We start from the raw sequence: 14,677 nt of genomic DNA on the forward strand, positions 1-14,677 counted from the left end.
GTGACAGTGCCGCAATAATAGTCAGGGTGTTTCATCAAGTAAACATTTAACCGGCTTTTTATTTAAATTAGTTGCGATGAATAGGGCGTCAATTCAACGCAGAGTTAAAAGTGTGATGCAGTCATCACAGATATTCACAATTGAGCGCTTGAAGATTGACTACAAGAACACCATCGCGCGGGTGGTGAGGGGCTGCCGGAATCTGTTCCACTGACCCGCGTGCAGGTCAATGTGTCATCGATACTGCAGTTTTGCTGCGCAATCGCTAGAATGGCGGCCTTTGCGAAGTTCTGGAGTTTCCCCCTCATGCGCACTTTTCGGCTGGTGATTGCTTGCCCGGACCGCGTCGGCATCGTTGCTAAAGTCAGTAACTTTCTGGCGTCACATAACGGCTGGATCACTGAAGCGAGCCATCACTCGGACAATCAGAATGGCTGGTTCTTCATGCGTCACGAAATACGTGCCGACTCGCTGCCTTTCGGTATTGAGGCCTTTCGCGAAGCGTTTGCACCCATTGCCGAAGAGTTCTCGATGAACTGGCGCATTACCGACACCGCGCAGAAAAAGCGCGTTGTGTTGATGGCCAGCCGTGAGTCCCACTGTCTGGCCGACTTGCTGCACCGCTGGCACAGTGATGAACTGGATTGCGAAATTTCCTGTGTGATTTCCAACCACGACGACTTGCGCAGCATGGTCGAGTGGCACGGCATTCCTTATTACCACGTGCCGGTCAATCCACAGGACAAAGAGCCGGCCTTCGCCGAAGTCTCGCGCCTGGTCAAACAGCACGATGCCGAAGTGGTGGTACTTGCCCGTTACATGCAAATCCTGCCGCCCGCGTTGTGCAGGGAATATGCGCACAAGGTCATCAACATTCACCACAGCTTCCTGCCGTCGTTCGTCGGCGCCAAGCCGTATCACCAGGCCTCGATGCGTGGCGTGAAGTTGATCGGTGCGACGTGTCACTACGTGACCGAAGAGCTGGATGCCGGTCCGATCATCGAGCAGGACGTGGTGCGCGTCAGCCACAGCGACAGCATTGAAGACATGGTGCGTTTCGGCCGTGACGTCGAGAAAATGGTGCTGGCCCGCGGTCTGCGTTATCACCTGGAAGACCGGGTGCTGGTGCATGGCAACAAGACCGTAGTGTTCTGATCGCCGCACATCACGGTTGAAATTCGAAGGGCCTGGGCGTTCAATCGCTTCAGGCCCTTCGCCGTTTCTGCACTGAGGACATGACCATGGCCGATCCACTCGACAAAGCCACTTCCAAGGCCCCCGCCACGTTGGGGGAGGGCTGTTTGAGTCGCTACGACCCGGATGAGATGAGCCCTGAAGACGGCACGGAGTTTCCCGGTGCCGCCGAGTTGTGGGAGCAGTTGCAGCAGCAACCCGAAGACAAGCCTAAGCCTGCTTGAACTTCATCAGTTTCTTCAGCAGCGGCCGCCCCAGCATCAGCAGAAACACCGGGCCGCCCACTACCAGGTAGAAGTAATACGTCACCGTCCGCCAGATCAGAATCGCCGCCGCGGCGGTGGATTTCCCCACCATGGGCGCCAACAGCGCCGCTGAAGTCAACTCCGCCGCACCCGCACCGCCCGGCAGCAGGCTGAATTGCCCTGCACTCAGTGAAAGCATCTGGATCAGAAAGCACCAGGCCCACTGCAAGTCGGCCCCGAGCCCGCGCAACGCCAGATACAGCACGCTATACCGCAGGAGCCAATGCACGCAGGTCAGGGCAAACACCTTGATCAACGTCATAACGGGCAACTTCAGCGTGTCAGTGAACGCTGCCAGGAAATGAAGGAGCTTGCGTGCCCAGCGCAGGCGCGTGCTGCCTTTGACGTTGAGGCGAACGAGCAGTCGCCCGCTCAGGCGAATCAGCAGTCGATGGTAGCGCGCCACCACCACGCAACTGAGCAACCCGCCAAACATGGAGACGGCGCTGACGATCAGCAGCCATTCCAGGCGTTCGCTGAGGTGCTGGAACAACGCATAAATCAGAATCCCGCTCAGCGCGCAGAGGAAAAACAGCAGATCGCTGAGTTGGTCCATGGCGAACACCGCGCTGCCCCGTGCCGGGCGCACGCCATTGCGCGCCAGTAGGGCCATGATGGTCAGCGGGCCGCCGCTGCCGCCTGGGGTGGCGCAGTAGGCGAACTCGGCGGCCATCAATACGCCAAGACTCTTCACCCGGCCGACCTTGTCGCACTGATCGCCCAGCAACAGGCGCAAGCGCAGGGTGTTCACCACCCAGCACAGCAAGATCATGCCGAACATGATCAGCAATTCATTCAAGGGGAAATTTTGCAGCCGCGACCACGTCTCGTTGCCGCCCAGCAGCAATGGAATCAGCACCGCGGCGAGCAGGGCGATAAACAGCAGAATGCCCCGGCTCATGCGGCGCGACCGAGACGATCACTGTGAAAAGAGAGCCACTGGGCCTTGGTCATTGGCACTCGCCCCTCATCGAGCAAGCGCTTGAGGGTTTGCAGCCAATAGTTGCGCGAAAATCCATGACGCATGTCCACCGGGTGCAGTCCAAGACGAATCACCGGCGCGTGCCGCCAGCGCTGTTCACGCTGGTCGCTGATGATTTTCGACAGCCCCCGGCGCCAGGCACTGCGCGCACTCCAGACCAGTCCCGGCGCATCGATGGCCTTGAAGTCCGGCAGCCGATAGAGATGCTGTGAATCGCTGGTGTAGCCCAGCGGTAACTGGCGTAACGCCTGCCGAGTGCCTTCGCTCATCAACCACGCCGGGGCGACGAAGCCTTCCAGTGGCCAATGATAACGATGGAACACTTCGATTCCGGCACGCAGGCGGGCGAGGGCGGCGGCTTGCGACAAGCTGTAAAACTCGCCTTCGTGGGTATAGATCCGGCGCATGAACCAGTCTCTGGGATTGCTGGGAGGAGGGCTTTCGTCGCAATGAAAGTAGCCGTGCAATGCCAGTTCGTCACCTCGGGCGATTCGGCTGGTCAGCCATCGGCGAAATCCCGGATGCTCGTCCAGGTCGTTGTGCTTGTGGAAGTTCGGCACCACCAGCCAGGTCATCGGCACCTCGCCCAGGGCATCGACAGCCTCGACAAAAGGCTGGTAATCGGCCCAGGTCTGCGGCGCAACGTCATGCAGCACGAGTACCAGGCTGGGCAGGCTCATGGGCTCAACCATTGGCGGTCAGCGGCCATTGGCTGCCGAGCACTGCGTGATAGTGCCCCAGCAGGCTGTCGACCACGGTGTCCCAGGCGTAATGCTGTTCGACATGGCTGCGGGCGCGCTTGCCCAGGGCGGCGCTGTCGTGGCTGAACAGCTCGCGAACAGCATTGGCCATCGCCAGGGGATTGTTCGGCGCGCAGAGCAAGCCGCATTGATCGGTGACGATTTCCTGAAAGGCCCCGGCGGCTACCGCCACCACCGGAATACCGCTGGCCATGGCTTCGAGGATCACCAGGCCGAAGGTTTCCTGATCGCCGGCATGCAGCAACGCGTCAGCGCTGGCCATCAAGCGCGCGACTTGCGTGGCCGGGCAGAACTCATCGACGACAGTCACGTTGTCCGGCACCACAGCGGGCATGGAAGAACCGACTAGCAACAAATGATAACGAGGCCCCAGACGTTTCATGCAACCGAGCAAGACCGGCAGGTTTTTTTCCTTGGAGCCACGGCCGGCAAAAATCAGCAGATGGGTGTTTTCATCAATGCCTAACTCGGCCCGCAAGCCGCTGTCCCTTGCTTGGGGATTGAACGTTTGCAGGTCGACCCCCAACGGCTGTACAAACACATTCTTCACGCCAAGACCGATCAACTTGTCGGCCATGACCTGACTCGGTGCCAGCACCCGGTCGAAGTTGCCATACAGCTTGCGGACATAGGCCTCGACATTCGGGGTCACCCAATTGCCCATTCGATTGCTGACCAGCAGTGGCAGGTCCGAGTGATAAAAGCCGATCACCGGCACATCCAGTTGCCGGCGCGCATCCAGAGCTGCCCATGCGGTGAGGTAAGGGTCGCCGACTTCGATCAGGTCAGGCTGCAAATCATGCAGGACATTTCGCCATGGCGCCAAGCGGAGAGGAAAACGATAACCCTTGCCGAAAGGTAGGGCCGGGGCTGGAACTGAATAGACGCCGTCATGCTCACTCAGGTGTGCCCCTGGAATCAGCAAACTGTGGCGAATGCCTGGCTTGATGCTCAGGCGACGGTGCTTGGCATCCAGATACGTGCGCACGCCACCGCTGGCCGGGGCGTAGAACATGGTGATGTCCGCGATATGCACAGTGAGCATCCCTCCGGTCCGTTGTTCTCCCTTGGTTGACCTTTATGAAGGATAGATGTTCGGTCGGGGTTTTGTGGCGCGCAGATCAGCGAGGTTTTTGCGGTGTATTTCAAAACGCCTTCGCGGGCAAGCCTCGCTCCTACACGTTAACGCTGATCCGTGTAGGAGCGAGGCTTGCCCGCGAAGAGGACCTCAATGCCGCATCAAATACGGAAACTGCCCACCAACTGCTTAAGACGCGCCGCCTGCTGCTCCAGGTCCGAACACGCCCGCAACGTCGATTGCAGGTTTTCCACGCCTTCCTGATTCAGCGTGTTGATCTCGGTAATGTCGACGTTGATCGACTCCACCACCGCCGTCTGTTCCTCGGTCGCGGTCGCCACCGACTGGTTCATCCCGTCAATCTCACCAATACGCAACGTCACGCTGTTCAAGCGCTCGCCCGCCAGGTTGGCGATTTCCACGCTGTCCTGGCTGTGGCGCTGGCTGTCGCTCATGGTGCTGACGGATTCGCGGGCGCCGACTTGCAGCTCTTCGATCATGGTCTGCACCTGTTGCGCCGATTCCTGCGTGCGGTGCGCCAGGTTGCGCACTTCGTCAGCCACCACGGCAAAACCACGCCCGGCTTCACCGGCGCGGGCCGCTTCGATGGCTGCGTTGAGCGCCAGCAGGTTGGTTTGCTGGGAGATGCTGGTGATCACTTCGAGAATCTGCCCGATGTTCACGGTTTTGCTGTTCAGCGATTCGATGTTGGTGCTCGAAGCGCTGAGCATGCTCGACAGCTGATTCATCGCTTTGATGCTGCGATCCACCACTTGCTGGCCATCTTCGGCGAGGCTGCGGGCATCGCTGGCCTGGCTGGACGCCTGGGCAGCGTTGCGGGCGATTTCCTGAGCGGCGGCGCCGAGCTGGTTGATCGCGGCGGCCACGCTGCTGGTGCGCGAGGCTTGCTGGTCGGAGTTGAACATCGACGAATTCGACGCGGCGACCACACGCAGCGCGACTTCGTTGACCTGGCCGGTGGCCGAGGACACTTCACGGATCGAACCGTGAATGCGTTCGACGAAACGGTTGAACGCTGTGCCTAGAACGCCGAATTCGTCGTTATTGACGATGGTCAGACGTTTGGTCAGGTCGCCTTCACCGTCGGCGATGTCTTCCATGGCGCGGGTCATGACATGTAGCGGCTGGATCAGGATGCGGATCAACATGCCGAGCAACGCGATGATGATCGCCACGGCAATGATCGTCGCGACGACCGCCGAGGCGCGGAACTCGCTGAGCATCGAGAAGGCTTTGTCTTTATCGACCGACAGGCCGATGTACCAGTGGACCGATGGCAGGCCTTTAATCGCTGTGAAGGTGACGATGCGAGTCTTGCCGTCCACTTCGACTTCACTGAAGTCGCTGCTGATGCGCGGGGTATTGTTCGGGTACGCCTCGCTCAGGGACTTCATCACCAGGGCTTTGTCCGGGTGCACCAGGATCTTGCCGTCGGCGCTGACCAGGAAGGCGTAACCCATGCCGTCGAAATCACGGGCGCTGAGGGTGTCGATCAGGGTTTGCAGGCTCAAGTCGCCGCCCACCACACCCACGCTTTGCCCGGCCTTTTTCGAGGCGGTGGCGATGGAGATGATGGTCTGGCCGGTGGCCGCATCGATATAAGGTTCGGTCACGGTCGCCGTGCTGCTGCTTTCGGCGCCTTTGTACCAAGGACGCACCCGCGGATCGAAACCGGCAGGCATTTTGGCGTCGGGACGAATCGTGAAGCTGCCGGTGGAGTCTCCCAGGTAGGACGCCATGAAAGTCGACGTCAGGGCTTTCTGCTCAAGCAGACTCGCGACGTTGGCCTGTTCAGGATTGACGGCTATGTTTTGAGCGAGGTTGTCGATCAGCAGGATACGGCCAGTCAGCCAGGTCTGGATGTTGCTGGCGGTGACGTCTCCCATCTCGTTGAGGTAATTGTCCAGGTCTTCGCGAATGGCGTTGCGCTGCAGGTAGTCGTTGTACAGTGTGAACGAGGCGAAGGCGGCAATGACGATGAGGGCGGCGGCAAGCAAGATTTTATGGCTGAAACGCAGGTTTTTGTTCATGGCTTGGGGTTCCGCTAAGGTCTTAATGTCCTGAGCGTGCTTTTATAAAGGCACGCAAAATGGGCAATGTTGAAAAAAAGCTGATATTTCCATCCTCTCCTTAGGGAATTACCGACGCTATTTTCGGATTGGTCTCACAACTATTTGTATCGGCCGTGCAGGATCAAAGATTAACCATGGGTGACAAAATGCCTGACTCATCGCAACTCGTTATCGGCGCTGACCTTGCCGGCCAGCCTATCTCCCAGGCCATGCGCCTGGCGAACCGTCACGGCCTGGTCGCGGGCGCTACCGGGACCGGTAAAACCGTCACGTTGCAGCGACTGGCCGAAGCCTTCAGCGACGCGGGCGTGGCGGTGTTCGCGGCAGACATCAAGGGCGACCTGTGTGGCCTGGGTGCTGCCGGCAACCCTCAAGGCAAAATCGCCGAGCGGATCGCCGGGATGCCGTGGCTCAACCACAAGCCTGCGGCTTACCCGGTCACCCTGTGGGACATTCACGGTGAGTCCGGTCATCCATTGCGCACCACCTTGAGCGAAATGGGGCCGTTGCTGATCGGCAGCCTGCTGGAGTTGACCGACAGCCAGCAGTCGGCGCTGTATGCGGCGTTCAAGGTCGCGGACCGCGAAGGGCTGTTGCTGCTGGACCTCAAGGATCTGAAGGCGCTGCTCAATCACCTGCGTGACAACCCTGAGTTGCTGGGGGACGACGCGGCGTTGATGACCACCGGTTCCAGTCAGGCGCTGTTGCGGCGTCTGGCGACCCTGGAGCAACAAGGTGCCGAAGCGCTGTTCGGTGAACCGGCGCTGCAACTCGAAGACATTCTGCAACCGACGGCTGACGGCCGTGGGCGCATTCATTTGCTGGATGCCAGTCGTCTGGTCCACGAAGCGCCGAAGGTGTATGCGACATTCCTGCTGTGGTTGCTGGCCGAGTTGTTCGAGCAACTGCCGGAGCGTGGCGATTCGGACAAACCGCTGCTGGCACTGTTTTTCGACGAAGCGCATTTATTGTTCGCCGACACGCCCAAGGCTTTGCAGGATCGCCTGGAGCAGGTGGTGCGGCTGATTCGTTCCAAAGGCGTGGGCGTGTATTTCGTCACGCAATCACCGGGCGACTTGCCGGATGACGTGCTGGCTCAGCTCGGCCTGCGTATCCAGCATGGTTTGCGCGCCTTCACCGCCAAGGAGCAGAAATCCCTGCGAGCGGTGGCGGAGGGCTTCCGGCCGAACCCGGCGTTTGATGCCCTGTCGGTGTTGACCGAACTGGGGATCGGCGAGGCGCTGGTCGGCACCTTGCAGGACAAGGGCACGCCGGAGATGGTTCAGCGTGTCTTGGTCGCCCCACCGCAATCGCGGATCGGGCCGTTGACCGAAACCGAGCGCACGATGCTGATCGCCGGGTCGCCGTTCAAGGGGCGGTATGACAAGCCGGTTGATCGGGAATCGGCGTATGAAATATTGATGGGTCGTAAAGGGTTGGCGCCGGAGCCTGAGGCCGTTCCGGGTAAACCGGCCGCCGAAGAGCCGAGTTTCACCGACAAGGCCGGGGAATTCCTCGGCACGGCGGCGGGGCAGGCGCTGAAATCGGCGATGCGCCAGGCGGCCAATCAATTGGGCCGGCAGCTGGTACGCGGACTGATGGGCTCGCTGCTCGGTGGCAGTAAACGCCGCTGACAACCACTGGCCGGACACAACCCTGTAGGAGCGAGCGGTGCGGCGATCCTACAGGTGAAACATCAATTTCAGGTTTTGGGTTTGGCGTGGGCCGCAAGGCGTTCCAGCGCCGCTCGCAGATTCGGATCGCTGATGCCATCGGCCGTGGCCTGAATGGTTGCGCCGGCATCCGTCGACAAACTGATGGTATGCCCCGCCGCCCCTTGCTGAACGGTGGGGGGCTGCACTTTGAACAGAATCCGCGTCAGGCTGGCGAACTCGTCGAACATCTGTAACTGGCGTTGCAGGCGTTTTTGCTGGTAACGCAGGCGGGTGGCCCAGTGACCGTCAGTGACGATCAGCAGTAAACTGCCTTCGCGCCACGAGGCCACATGGCAATGCTCGCGCGCAGCAGGCTGCAACTGGCTTTCGAGCAGACGTTGCAGATGACCCAGGCGTTGAGCATGGCCAAAAATGGCTTTCAGCGGCTTGGCTTCGCGAAGCAGAACGGCGGGTGCTCTGGCCGTGAGAGGGCGAAATGCCATGATCAGACACCTGAAGTAACAGAGCCGCCATGGTAGCAGAAAGCATCACATGCGCCCGACCCATTGCTTTGCGAGCGCTTTACCCATTAAATCAACAAGTAACTTCTGCCGCGAATGGCTTGAAGTTGCGCAAAAAGCCCTTATTTTAAGTGAGCCCCGTCACAGCGCAGTGCATGCATCGTGGAACAACGCCACTTTCCTCACCATCGTTTCCGGGTAGAATGCTCGTTCGCATGCGGCCATGAGGGCTGCACGGGCGACTCACGGGGCCGCCCTCCATCCCTTTAGTGTGGAAGATCCTGCCGATATGTTTGCGCCTTTGTTAAAGAAACTTTTTGGAAGCAAGAACGAGCGTGAAGTCAAACGCATGCTCAAGACGGTGCAACTCGTCAATGCCTTCGAAGAGCAAATGGTGGCCCTTTCGGACGATCAATTGCGTGCCAAGACAGACGAGTTCAAGGCCCGCATCGCCAAAGGGGAAACCCTCGACAAGCTGCTGCCAGAAGCCTTTGCGGTCGCCCGCGAAGCCGGTAAGCGTGTCATGGGTATGCGCCACTTCGATGTCCAGCTGATTGGCGGCATGACCTTGCATGAAGGCCAGATCGCGGAAATGCGTACCGGTGAAGGCAAGACCCTGGTGGCAACACTGGGCGTTTACCTCAACGCGCTGTCCGGCAAGGGCGTGCACGTTGTGACGGTGAACGACTACCTGGCCCGTCGTGACGCCAACTGGATGCGTCCGCTCTACGAATTCCTCGGTATGACGGTCGGTGTGGTCACCCCATTCCAGCCGCCGGAAGAGAAGCGCGCTGCTTACGCCGCCGACATCACCTACGGCACCAACAACGAATTCGGGTTCGACTACCTGCGCGACAACATGGCGTTCAGCATGGAAGAAAAATTCCAGCGCGAACTCAATTTTGCCGTGATCGACGAAGTCGACTCCATCCTCATCGACGAAGCCCGTACCCCGCTGATCATTTCCGGTCAGGCCGAGGACAGCTCCAAGCTGTACATCGAGATCAACAAACTGATCCCGCAGCTGGAGTTGCACGTCGAAGAAGTGGAAGGCGAAGTCACCAAGGCTGGCCATTACACCGTTGACGAGAAGACCCGCCAGGTCGAGCTCAACGAAGCCGGTCACCAGTTCATCGAAGACATGCTGACCCGCGTCGGCCTGCTGGCTGAAGGCGAGAGCCTGTATTCGGCGCACAACCTGGGCCTGCTGACCCACGTTTATGCCGGTCTGCGTGCTCATAAGCTGTTCAATCGCAACATCGAATACATCGTGCAGGATGGCCAGGTCGTCCTGGTCGACGAACACACCGGCCGCACCATGCCGGGTCGCCGTTTGTCCGAAGGCCTGCACCAGGCCATCGAAGCCAAGGAAAACCTGAACATCCAGGCCGAAAGCCAGACCCTGGCCTCGACCACGTTCCAGAACTACTTCCGTCTGTACAACAAGCTGTCCGGCATGACCGGTACTGCGGACACCGAAGCGTTCGAATTCCACCAGATCTACGGTCTGTCGGTGATGGTCATTCCACCGAACAAACCGCTGGCGCGCAAAGATTACAACGACCTGGTGTTCCTGACCGCCGAAGAGAAATACGCGGCGATCATCAACGACATCAAGGAATGCATGACCCTGGGCCGTCCGGTACTGGTGGGGACTGCAACCATCGAAACGTCCGAGCACATGTCTGCGTTGCTGCAGAAGGAAGGCATCGAACACAAGGTCCTGAACGCCAAGTTCCACGAAAAAGAAGCCGAGATCATTGCCCAGGCCGGTCGCCCGGGTGCGCTGACCATCGCCACCAACATGGCCGGTCGCGGTACCGACATTCTGTTGGGCGGCAACTGGGAAGTGGAAGTTGCAACCCTGGAAAATCCGACCCCTGAGCAGATTGCCCAGATCAAGGCCGACTGGCAGAAACGTCACCAGCAAGTGCTGGAGTCGGGTGGCTTGCAGGTGATCGCTTCCGAGCGTCACGAATCGCGCCGTATCGACAACCAGCTGCGTGGTCGTGCCGGTCGTCAGGGTGACGCCGGTTCCAGCCGTTTCTACCTGTCGCTGGAAGACAGCCTGATGCGCATCTTCGCCTCTGACCGGGTGAAGAACTTCATGAAAGCCTTGGGCATGCAGTCCGGTGAAGCGATCGAGCACCGTATGGTGACCAACGCCATCGAGAAGGCTCAGCGCAAGGTTGAAGGTCGTAACTTCGACATTCGCAAGCAACTGCTCGAGTTCGACGACGTCAACAACGAACAGCGTAAAGTGATCTATCACATGCGTAACACGTTGCTGGCCGCCGACAACATCGGTGAAACCATCGCCGACTTCCGTCAGGACGTGCTCAACGCGACCATCAGTGCGCACATTCCACCGCAATCGCTGCCAGAGCAGTGGGACGTGGCCGGTCTGGAAGCTGCGTTGCAGAGCGACTTCGGTGTGGCGCTGCCGATCCAGAAATGGCTCGACGAAGACGATCACCTGTACGAAGAAACCCTGCGCGAGAAGCTGATGCAGGAGCTCATCGCTGCCTACAACGAGAAAGAAGATCAGGCCGGTGCCGACGCACTGCGCACCTTCGAGAAGCAAATCGTTCTGCGTGTGCTCGACGACCTGTGGAAAGACCACCTGTCGACCATGGATCACCTGCGTCACGGCATCCACTTGCGTGGTTATGCACAGAAGAACCCGAAGCAAGAGTACAAGCGCGAGTCCTACACGCTGTTCTCCGAGCTGCTGGATTCGATCAAGCGCGACTCGATCCGTGTGCTGTCGCACGTTCAGGTTCGCCGCGAAGATCCGGAAGCAGAAGAGCAACGCCTGCGTCAGGAAGCCGAGGCATTGGCGGCGCGCATGCAGTTCCTGCACGACGAAGCGCCAGGTCTTGAGCAACCGGAACTGCTCGGTGATGAGGTCGATGTCGCCCTCGCCACTGCACCGGTTCGCAACGAACAGAAGCTGGGCCGTAACGAACTGTGCTACTGCGGTTCGGGCAAGAAATTCAAGCATTGCCACGGGCAGATCCAGTAAACCCGTTTCATACGCTGAAATACCCGCGCCGCGACCGGCATCAGCCGTCGCGGCGTTTTGCCATTTACACCACCGTTCTTCCTGAGAGCGGTGCTGACATCATTTATTAAGGAGCGCATTCATGGCTGTTGGTCTTGGTCCTTTGCCAACGTTGCACCCGGTTGCCGGTTTTGAACTCGGTATCGCCTCGGCCGGCATCAAGCGCCCGGGGCGCAAGGATGTTGTGGTCATGCGCTGCGCCGAAGGCTCCACGGTCGCGGGCGTGTTCACCCTGAACGCCTTTTGCGCCGCTCCGGTGATTCTGGCCAAGCAACGAGTGCAAGGCCCGGTACGTTACCTGCTGACCAACACCGGCAATGCCAACGCCGGCACGGGCGAACCTGGCCTGGCCGCCGCCGAGCGCACCTGCGCGAAACTGGCTGAATTGACCGGCGTTGACGCCAGCCTGGTGCTGCCGTATTCCACCGGTGTGATCGGTGAGCCGCTGCCGGTCGAGAAAATCGAAGGTGCGCTGCAAGCCGCCCTTGACGACCTGTCAGTGAATAACTGGGAAGCTGCCGCCACCGGCATCATGACCACCGACACCTTGCCCAAAGGTGCCAGCCGCCAGTTCCAGCATGACGGCGTGACTATTACCGTTACCGGCATCAGCAAAGGCGCGGGCATGATCCGTCCGAACATGGCGACCATGCTCGGCTACATCGCCACCGACGCCAAAGTTTCCCGCGACGTGTTGCAGAATCTGCTGCTGGACGGTGCCAACAAGTCGTTCAACCGCATCACCATCGACGGCGACACCTCGACCAACGACTGCTGCATGCTGATCGCCACCGGTCAGGCCGCGCTGCCGGAAATCACCCGCGCCGAAGGCGAGTTGTTTGCCAAGCTGAAACAAGCCGTGTTCGAAGTGTGCATGGACGTGGCCCAGGCCATCGTGCGTGACGGCGAAGGCGCGACCAAATTTGTGACCGTTGAAGTCAATGGCGGCGGCAATCATCAGGAATGCCTGGACGTCGGTTACACCGTGGCGCACTCGCCGCTGATCAAGACCGCGCTGTTCGCGTCCGACCCGAACTGGGGCCGCATCCTTGCTGCCGTTGGCCGTGCCGGCGTGCCGAACCTGGACGTCAGCAAGATCGACGTTTTCCTCGGCGAAGTCTGCATCGCCAGCCGTGGTGCCCGCGCCGCGACCTACACCGAAGCCCAGGGCGCGGCGGTGATGCAGCAGGAAGAAATCACCATCCGTATCGAACTGGGTCGCGGCGATTGCAGCGAAACCATCTGGACCACCGACCTGTCCCACGAATACGTGAAGATCAACGCCGAATACCGCACATAAGATAGATCGCTTTCGCGGGCACGTCGGATCGCCCGCGAAGACGGCCGACCAGACACTGCAAATGCTGGCCCGCTTCCCTTCTCAAAAGGTCCCGAACATGAGCCTCCACCTGATCATCGGCGACAAGCTGCTTTCCTCCTGGTCCCTGCGCGGCGCACTGGCCCTTGACCTCACTGGCGCCCCGTACACCGAAGAACTGATCAAGCTGGGCCAGCCGGACACCCGCGAACGCCTGCTCAAGCATTCGCCGACCGGCAAAGTCCCGCTGCTGAAATCCGTGCACGGCACCATCGCCGATTCTCTGGCGATTGCCGAATACCTGGCCGAGCAATTCCCCGACGCTGGCCTCTGGCCCAAAGACACCGCCGCCCGCGCCCAGGCCCGTTCGGCCTGTGCGCAGATGCACGCCGGGTTCTTTGCCATGCGCGGCAACATGCCGTTCGACCTGAGCCGCGACGCACCGCTATCGCCGACGCCTCCTGAGGTTCAGGCAGACATCGAGCGCATGCTGGCGTTGTGGGCTGAATGCCGTGCGGTCGCCACTGAAACCGGTCCGTTCCTGTTCGGCGGCGCGACCCTCGCCGATGCCTTCTTCGCCCCGATTGCCGTGCGCCTGCGCACCTATCAGGTGAAATTGCCGGCGGTGGACGAAGCCTACGTTGAAACCGTCTATCAATGGCCGTCGTTCAAGGCCTGGCAGAAGGCTGGCCTGGAGGAGATTGGGCAGTGAAACGAGTACACGTAGCCGCCGCCGTTATCCGCGACAGCAGCGGCAAGATCCTTATCGCACGCCGTGCCGACACCCAGCACCAGGGCGGCTTGTGGGAATTCCCCGGGGGCAAGGTCGAGGATGACGAATCCGTCGAAAGCGCATTGGCTCGCGAACTCCAGGAAGAGTTGGGCATTGTGGTCAGCGCCGCGCGTCCGTTGATCAAAGTCCGCCACGATTACCCGGACAAGCAAGTGTTGCTGGACGTTTGGGAAGTTTCGTCCTTTACCGGCGAGCCCCATGGCGCCGAAGGCCAGCCTTTGGAATGGGTGGGCCAGCGTGATCTGCTGAGCTATGAGTTCCCCGCGGCCAACCAGCCGATCGTGGCGGCTGCACGTTTGCCTGCGCAGTATTTGATTACGCCTGAAGACCTGGAAACCCCGGCCTTGCTGCGTGGAATCCAGAAAGCCATCGCTGGCGGCATCAAGCTGATCCAGCTGCGGGCACCCAACGGCTACGATCCGAAATACCGCGATCTGGCGGTGGATGCGGCAGGGCTGTGTGCTGGCAAGGCGCAGTTGATGATCAAGGGTCCGTTCGAGTGGCTGGGCGACTTCCCGTCCGCCGGCTGGCACATCACGTCAGCGCAGTTGCGCAAATATGCAGCGGCGGGTCGACCGTTACCGGCGTCGCGCTGGTTGGCGGCGTCTTGCCACAACGCTGAAGAGCTGGCGCTGGCCGAGCAGATGGGCGTGGATTTTGTGACCTTGTCACCGGTGCAGCCGACCCAGACTCATCCGGATGCGCTGCCGTTGGGCTGGGAGCAGGTGGCGGCGTTGATCGACGGTTTCAGCAAACCGGTGTTCTTGCTCGGTGGTGTTGGCCCGGCGGAACAGCAAAAGGCTTGGGAGGCGGGGGCGCAGGGAGTGGCGGGGATTCGGGCGTTTTGGCCTGATTCTGTGATGTAGCCACCGGCCTCATCGCGAGCAGGCTCGCTCCCACCTTTGATCGCATT

The 14,677-nt window shown here is 60.1% G+C and carries 12 protein-coding genes; 7 read left to right on the forward strand and 5 right to left on the reverse strand.

Annotated elements, in window-relative coordinates:
• Positions 1-306 precede the first annotated feature (306 nt).
• On the forward strand, positions 307-1,155 hold the full coding sequence (gene purU / locus FBY01_RS20315) for a formyltetrahydrofolate deformylase (protein WP_010457535.1): 849 nt from the start codon (positions 307-309) through the stop codon (positions 1,153-1,155).
• A gap of 86 nt (positions 1,156-1,241) precedes the next feature.
• Positions 1,242-1,418 (forward strand): hypothetical protein, encoded by a 177-nt coding sequence (locus FBY01_RS31590; RefSeq protein WP_010457533.1) that lies wholly within the window; start codon positions 1,242-1,244, stop codon positions 1,416-1,418.
• Here FBY01_RS31590 and FBY01_RS20320 read toward each other — a convergent pair.
• The 4 genes from FBY01_RS20320 to FBY01_RS20335 form a co-directional block, all read right to left on the reverse strand.
• The gene (locus tag FBY01_RS20320) at positions 1,405-2,400 is read right to left on the reverse strand and encodes a lysylphosphatidylglycerol synthase transmembrane domain-containing protein (RefSeq protein ID WP_145309211.1); all 996 of its coding nucleotides are present in this window, start codon (positions 2,398-2,400) and stop codon (positions 1,405-1,407) included. The genes FBY01_RS31590 and FBY01_RS20320 overlap by 14 nt on opposite strands.
• Positions 2,397-3,173 (reverse strand): DUF2334 domain-containing protein, encoded by a 777-nt coding sequence (locus tag FBY01_RS20325; protein WP_145309213.1) that lies wholly within the window; start codon positions 3,171-3,173, stop codon positions 2,397-2,399. The genes FBY01_RS20320 and FBY01_RS20325 overlap by 4 nt, the downstream gene beginning before the upstream one ends.
• Positions 3,166-4,287 carry a glycosyltransferase family 1 protein gene (locus FBY01_RS20330; protein WP_010457528.1) on the reverse strand — a complete coding sequence of 374 codons (1,122 nt, stop codon included), beginning with the start codon at positions 4,285-4,287 and terminating at the stop codon, positions 3,166-3,168. Before FBY01_RS20330 ends, FBY01_RS20325 begins: the two co-directional genes overlap by 8 nt.
• Before the next feature lie 194 nt (positions 4,288-4,481).
• A complete protein-coding gene (locus tag FBY01_RS20335) occupies positions 4,482-6,371 on the reverse strand; it encodes a methyl-accepting chemotaxis protein (RefSeq protein WP_010457526.1) in 1,890 nt (629 codons plus the stop codon).
• A gap of 188 nt (positions 6,372-6,559) precedes the next feature.
• Between FBY01_RS20335 and FBY01_RS20340 the strand changes: the two genes are divergently transcribed.
• Entirely contained in the window at positions 6,560-8,047 is a 1,488-nt protein-coding gene (locus FBY01_RS20340; RefSeq protein WP_010457524.1) for a helicase HerA-like domain-containing protein, read from the forward strand.
• Between the two features lie 68 nt (positions 8,048-8,115).
• Here FBY01_RS20340 and FBY01_RS20345 read toward each other — a convergent pair whose 3' ends face one another.
• The gene (locus FBY01_RS20345; RefSeq protein ID WP_008147416.1) at positions 8,116-8,571 is read right to left on the reverse strand and encodes a DUF721 domain-containing protein; all 456 of its coding nucleotides are present in this window, start codon (positions 8,569-8,571) and stop codon (positions 8,116-8,118) included.
• Positions 8,572-8,878: 307 nt separating this feature from the next.
• Between FBY01_RS20345 and secA the strand changes: the two genes are divergently transcribed.
• The 4 genes from secA to FBY01_RS20365 all read left to right on the forward strand — a co-directional run bounded on the left by secA (position 8,879) and on the right by FBY01_RS20365 (position 14,630).
• Positions 8,879-11,614, forward strand: a complete 2,736-nt coding sequence (gene secA / locus FBY01_RS20350; RefSeq protein WP_145309215.1) for a preprotein translocase subunit SecA — start codon at positions 8,879-8,881, stop codon at positions 11,612-11,614.
• Positions 11,615-11,735: 121 nt separating this feature from the next.
• Positions 11,736-12,953 carry a bifunctional glutamate N-acetyltransferase/amino-acid acetyltransferase ArgJ gene (argJ, locus tag FBY01_RS20355; RefSeq protein WP_010457517.1) on the forward strand — a complete coding sequence of 406 codons (1,218 nt, stop codon included), beginning with the start codon at positions 11,736-11,738 and terminating at the stop codon, positions 12,951-12,953.
• 97 nt (positions 12,954-13,050) lie between these two features.
• Positions 13,051-13,683, forward strand: a complete 633-nt coding sequence (locus tag FBY01_RS20360; RefSeq protein ID WP_010457515.1) for a glutathione S-transferase family protein — start codon at positions 13,051-13,053, stop codon at positions 13,681-13,683.
• Entirely contained in the window at positions 13,680-14,630 is a 951-nt protein-coding gene (locus FBY01_RS20365; RefSeq protein WP_010457514.1) for a Nudix family hydrolase, read from the forward strand. The genes FBY01_RS20360 and FBY01_RS20365 overlap by 4 nt, the downstream gene beginning before the upstream one ends.
• Positions 14,631-14,677 lie beyond the last annotated feature (47 nt).

This window comes from Pseudomonas sp. SJZ077, assembly GCF_007993905.1.
GTDB classification, from domain to species: domain Bacteria; phylum Pseudomonadota; class Gammaproteobacteria; order Pseudomonadales; family Pseudomonadaceae; genus Aquipseudomonas; species Aquipseudomonas mandelii.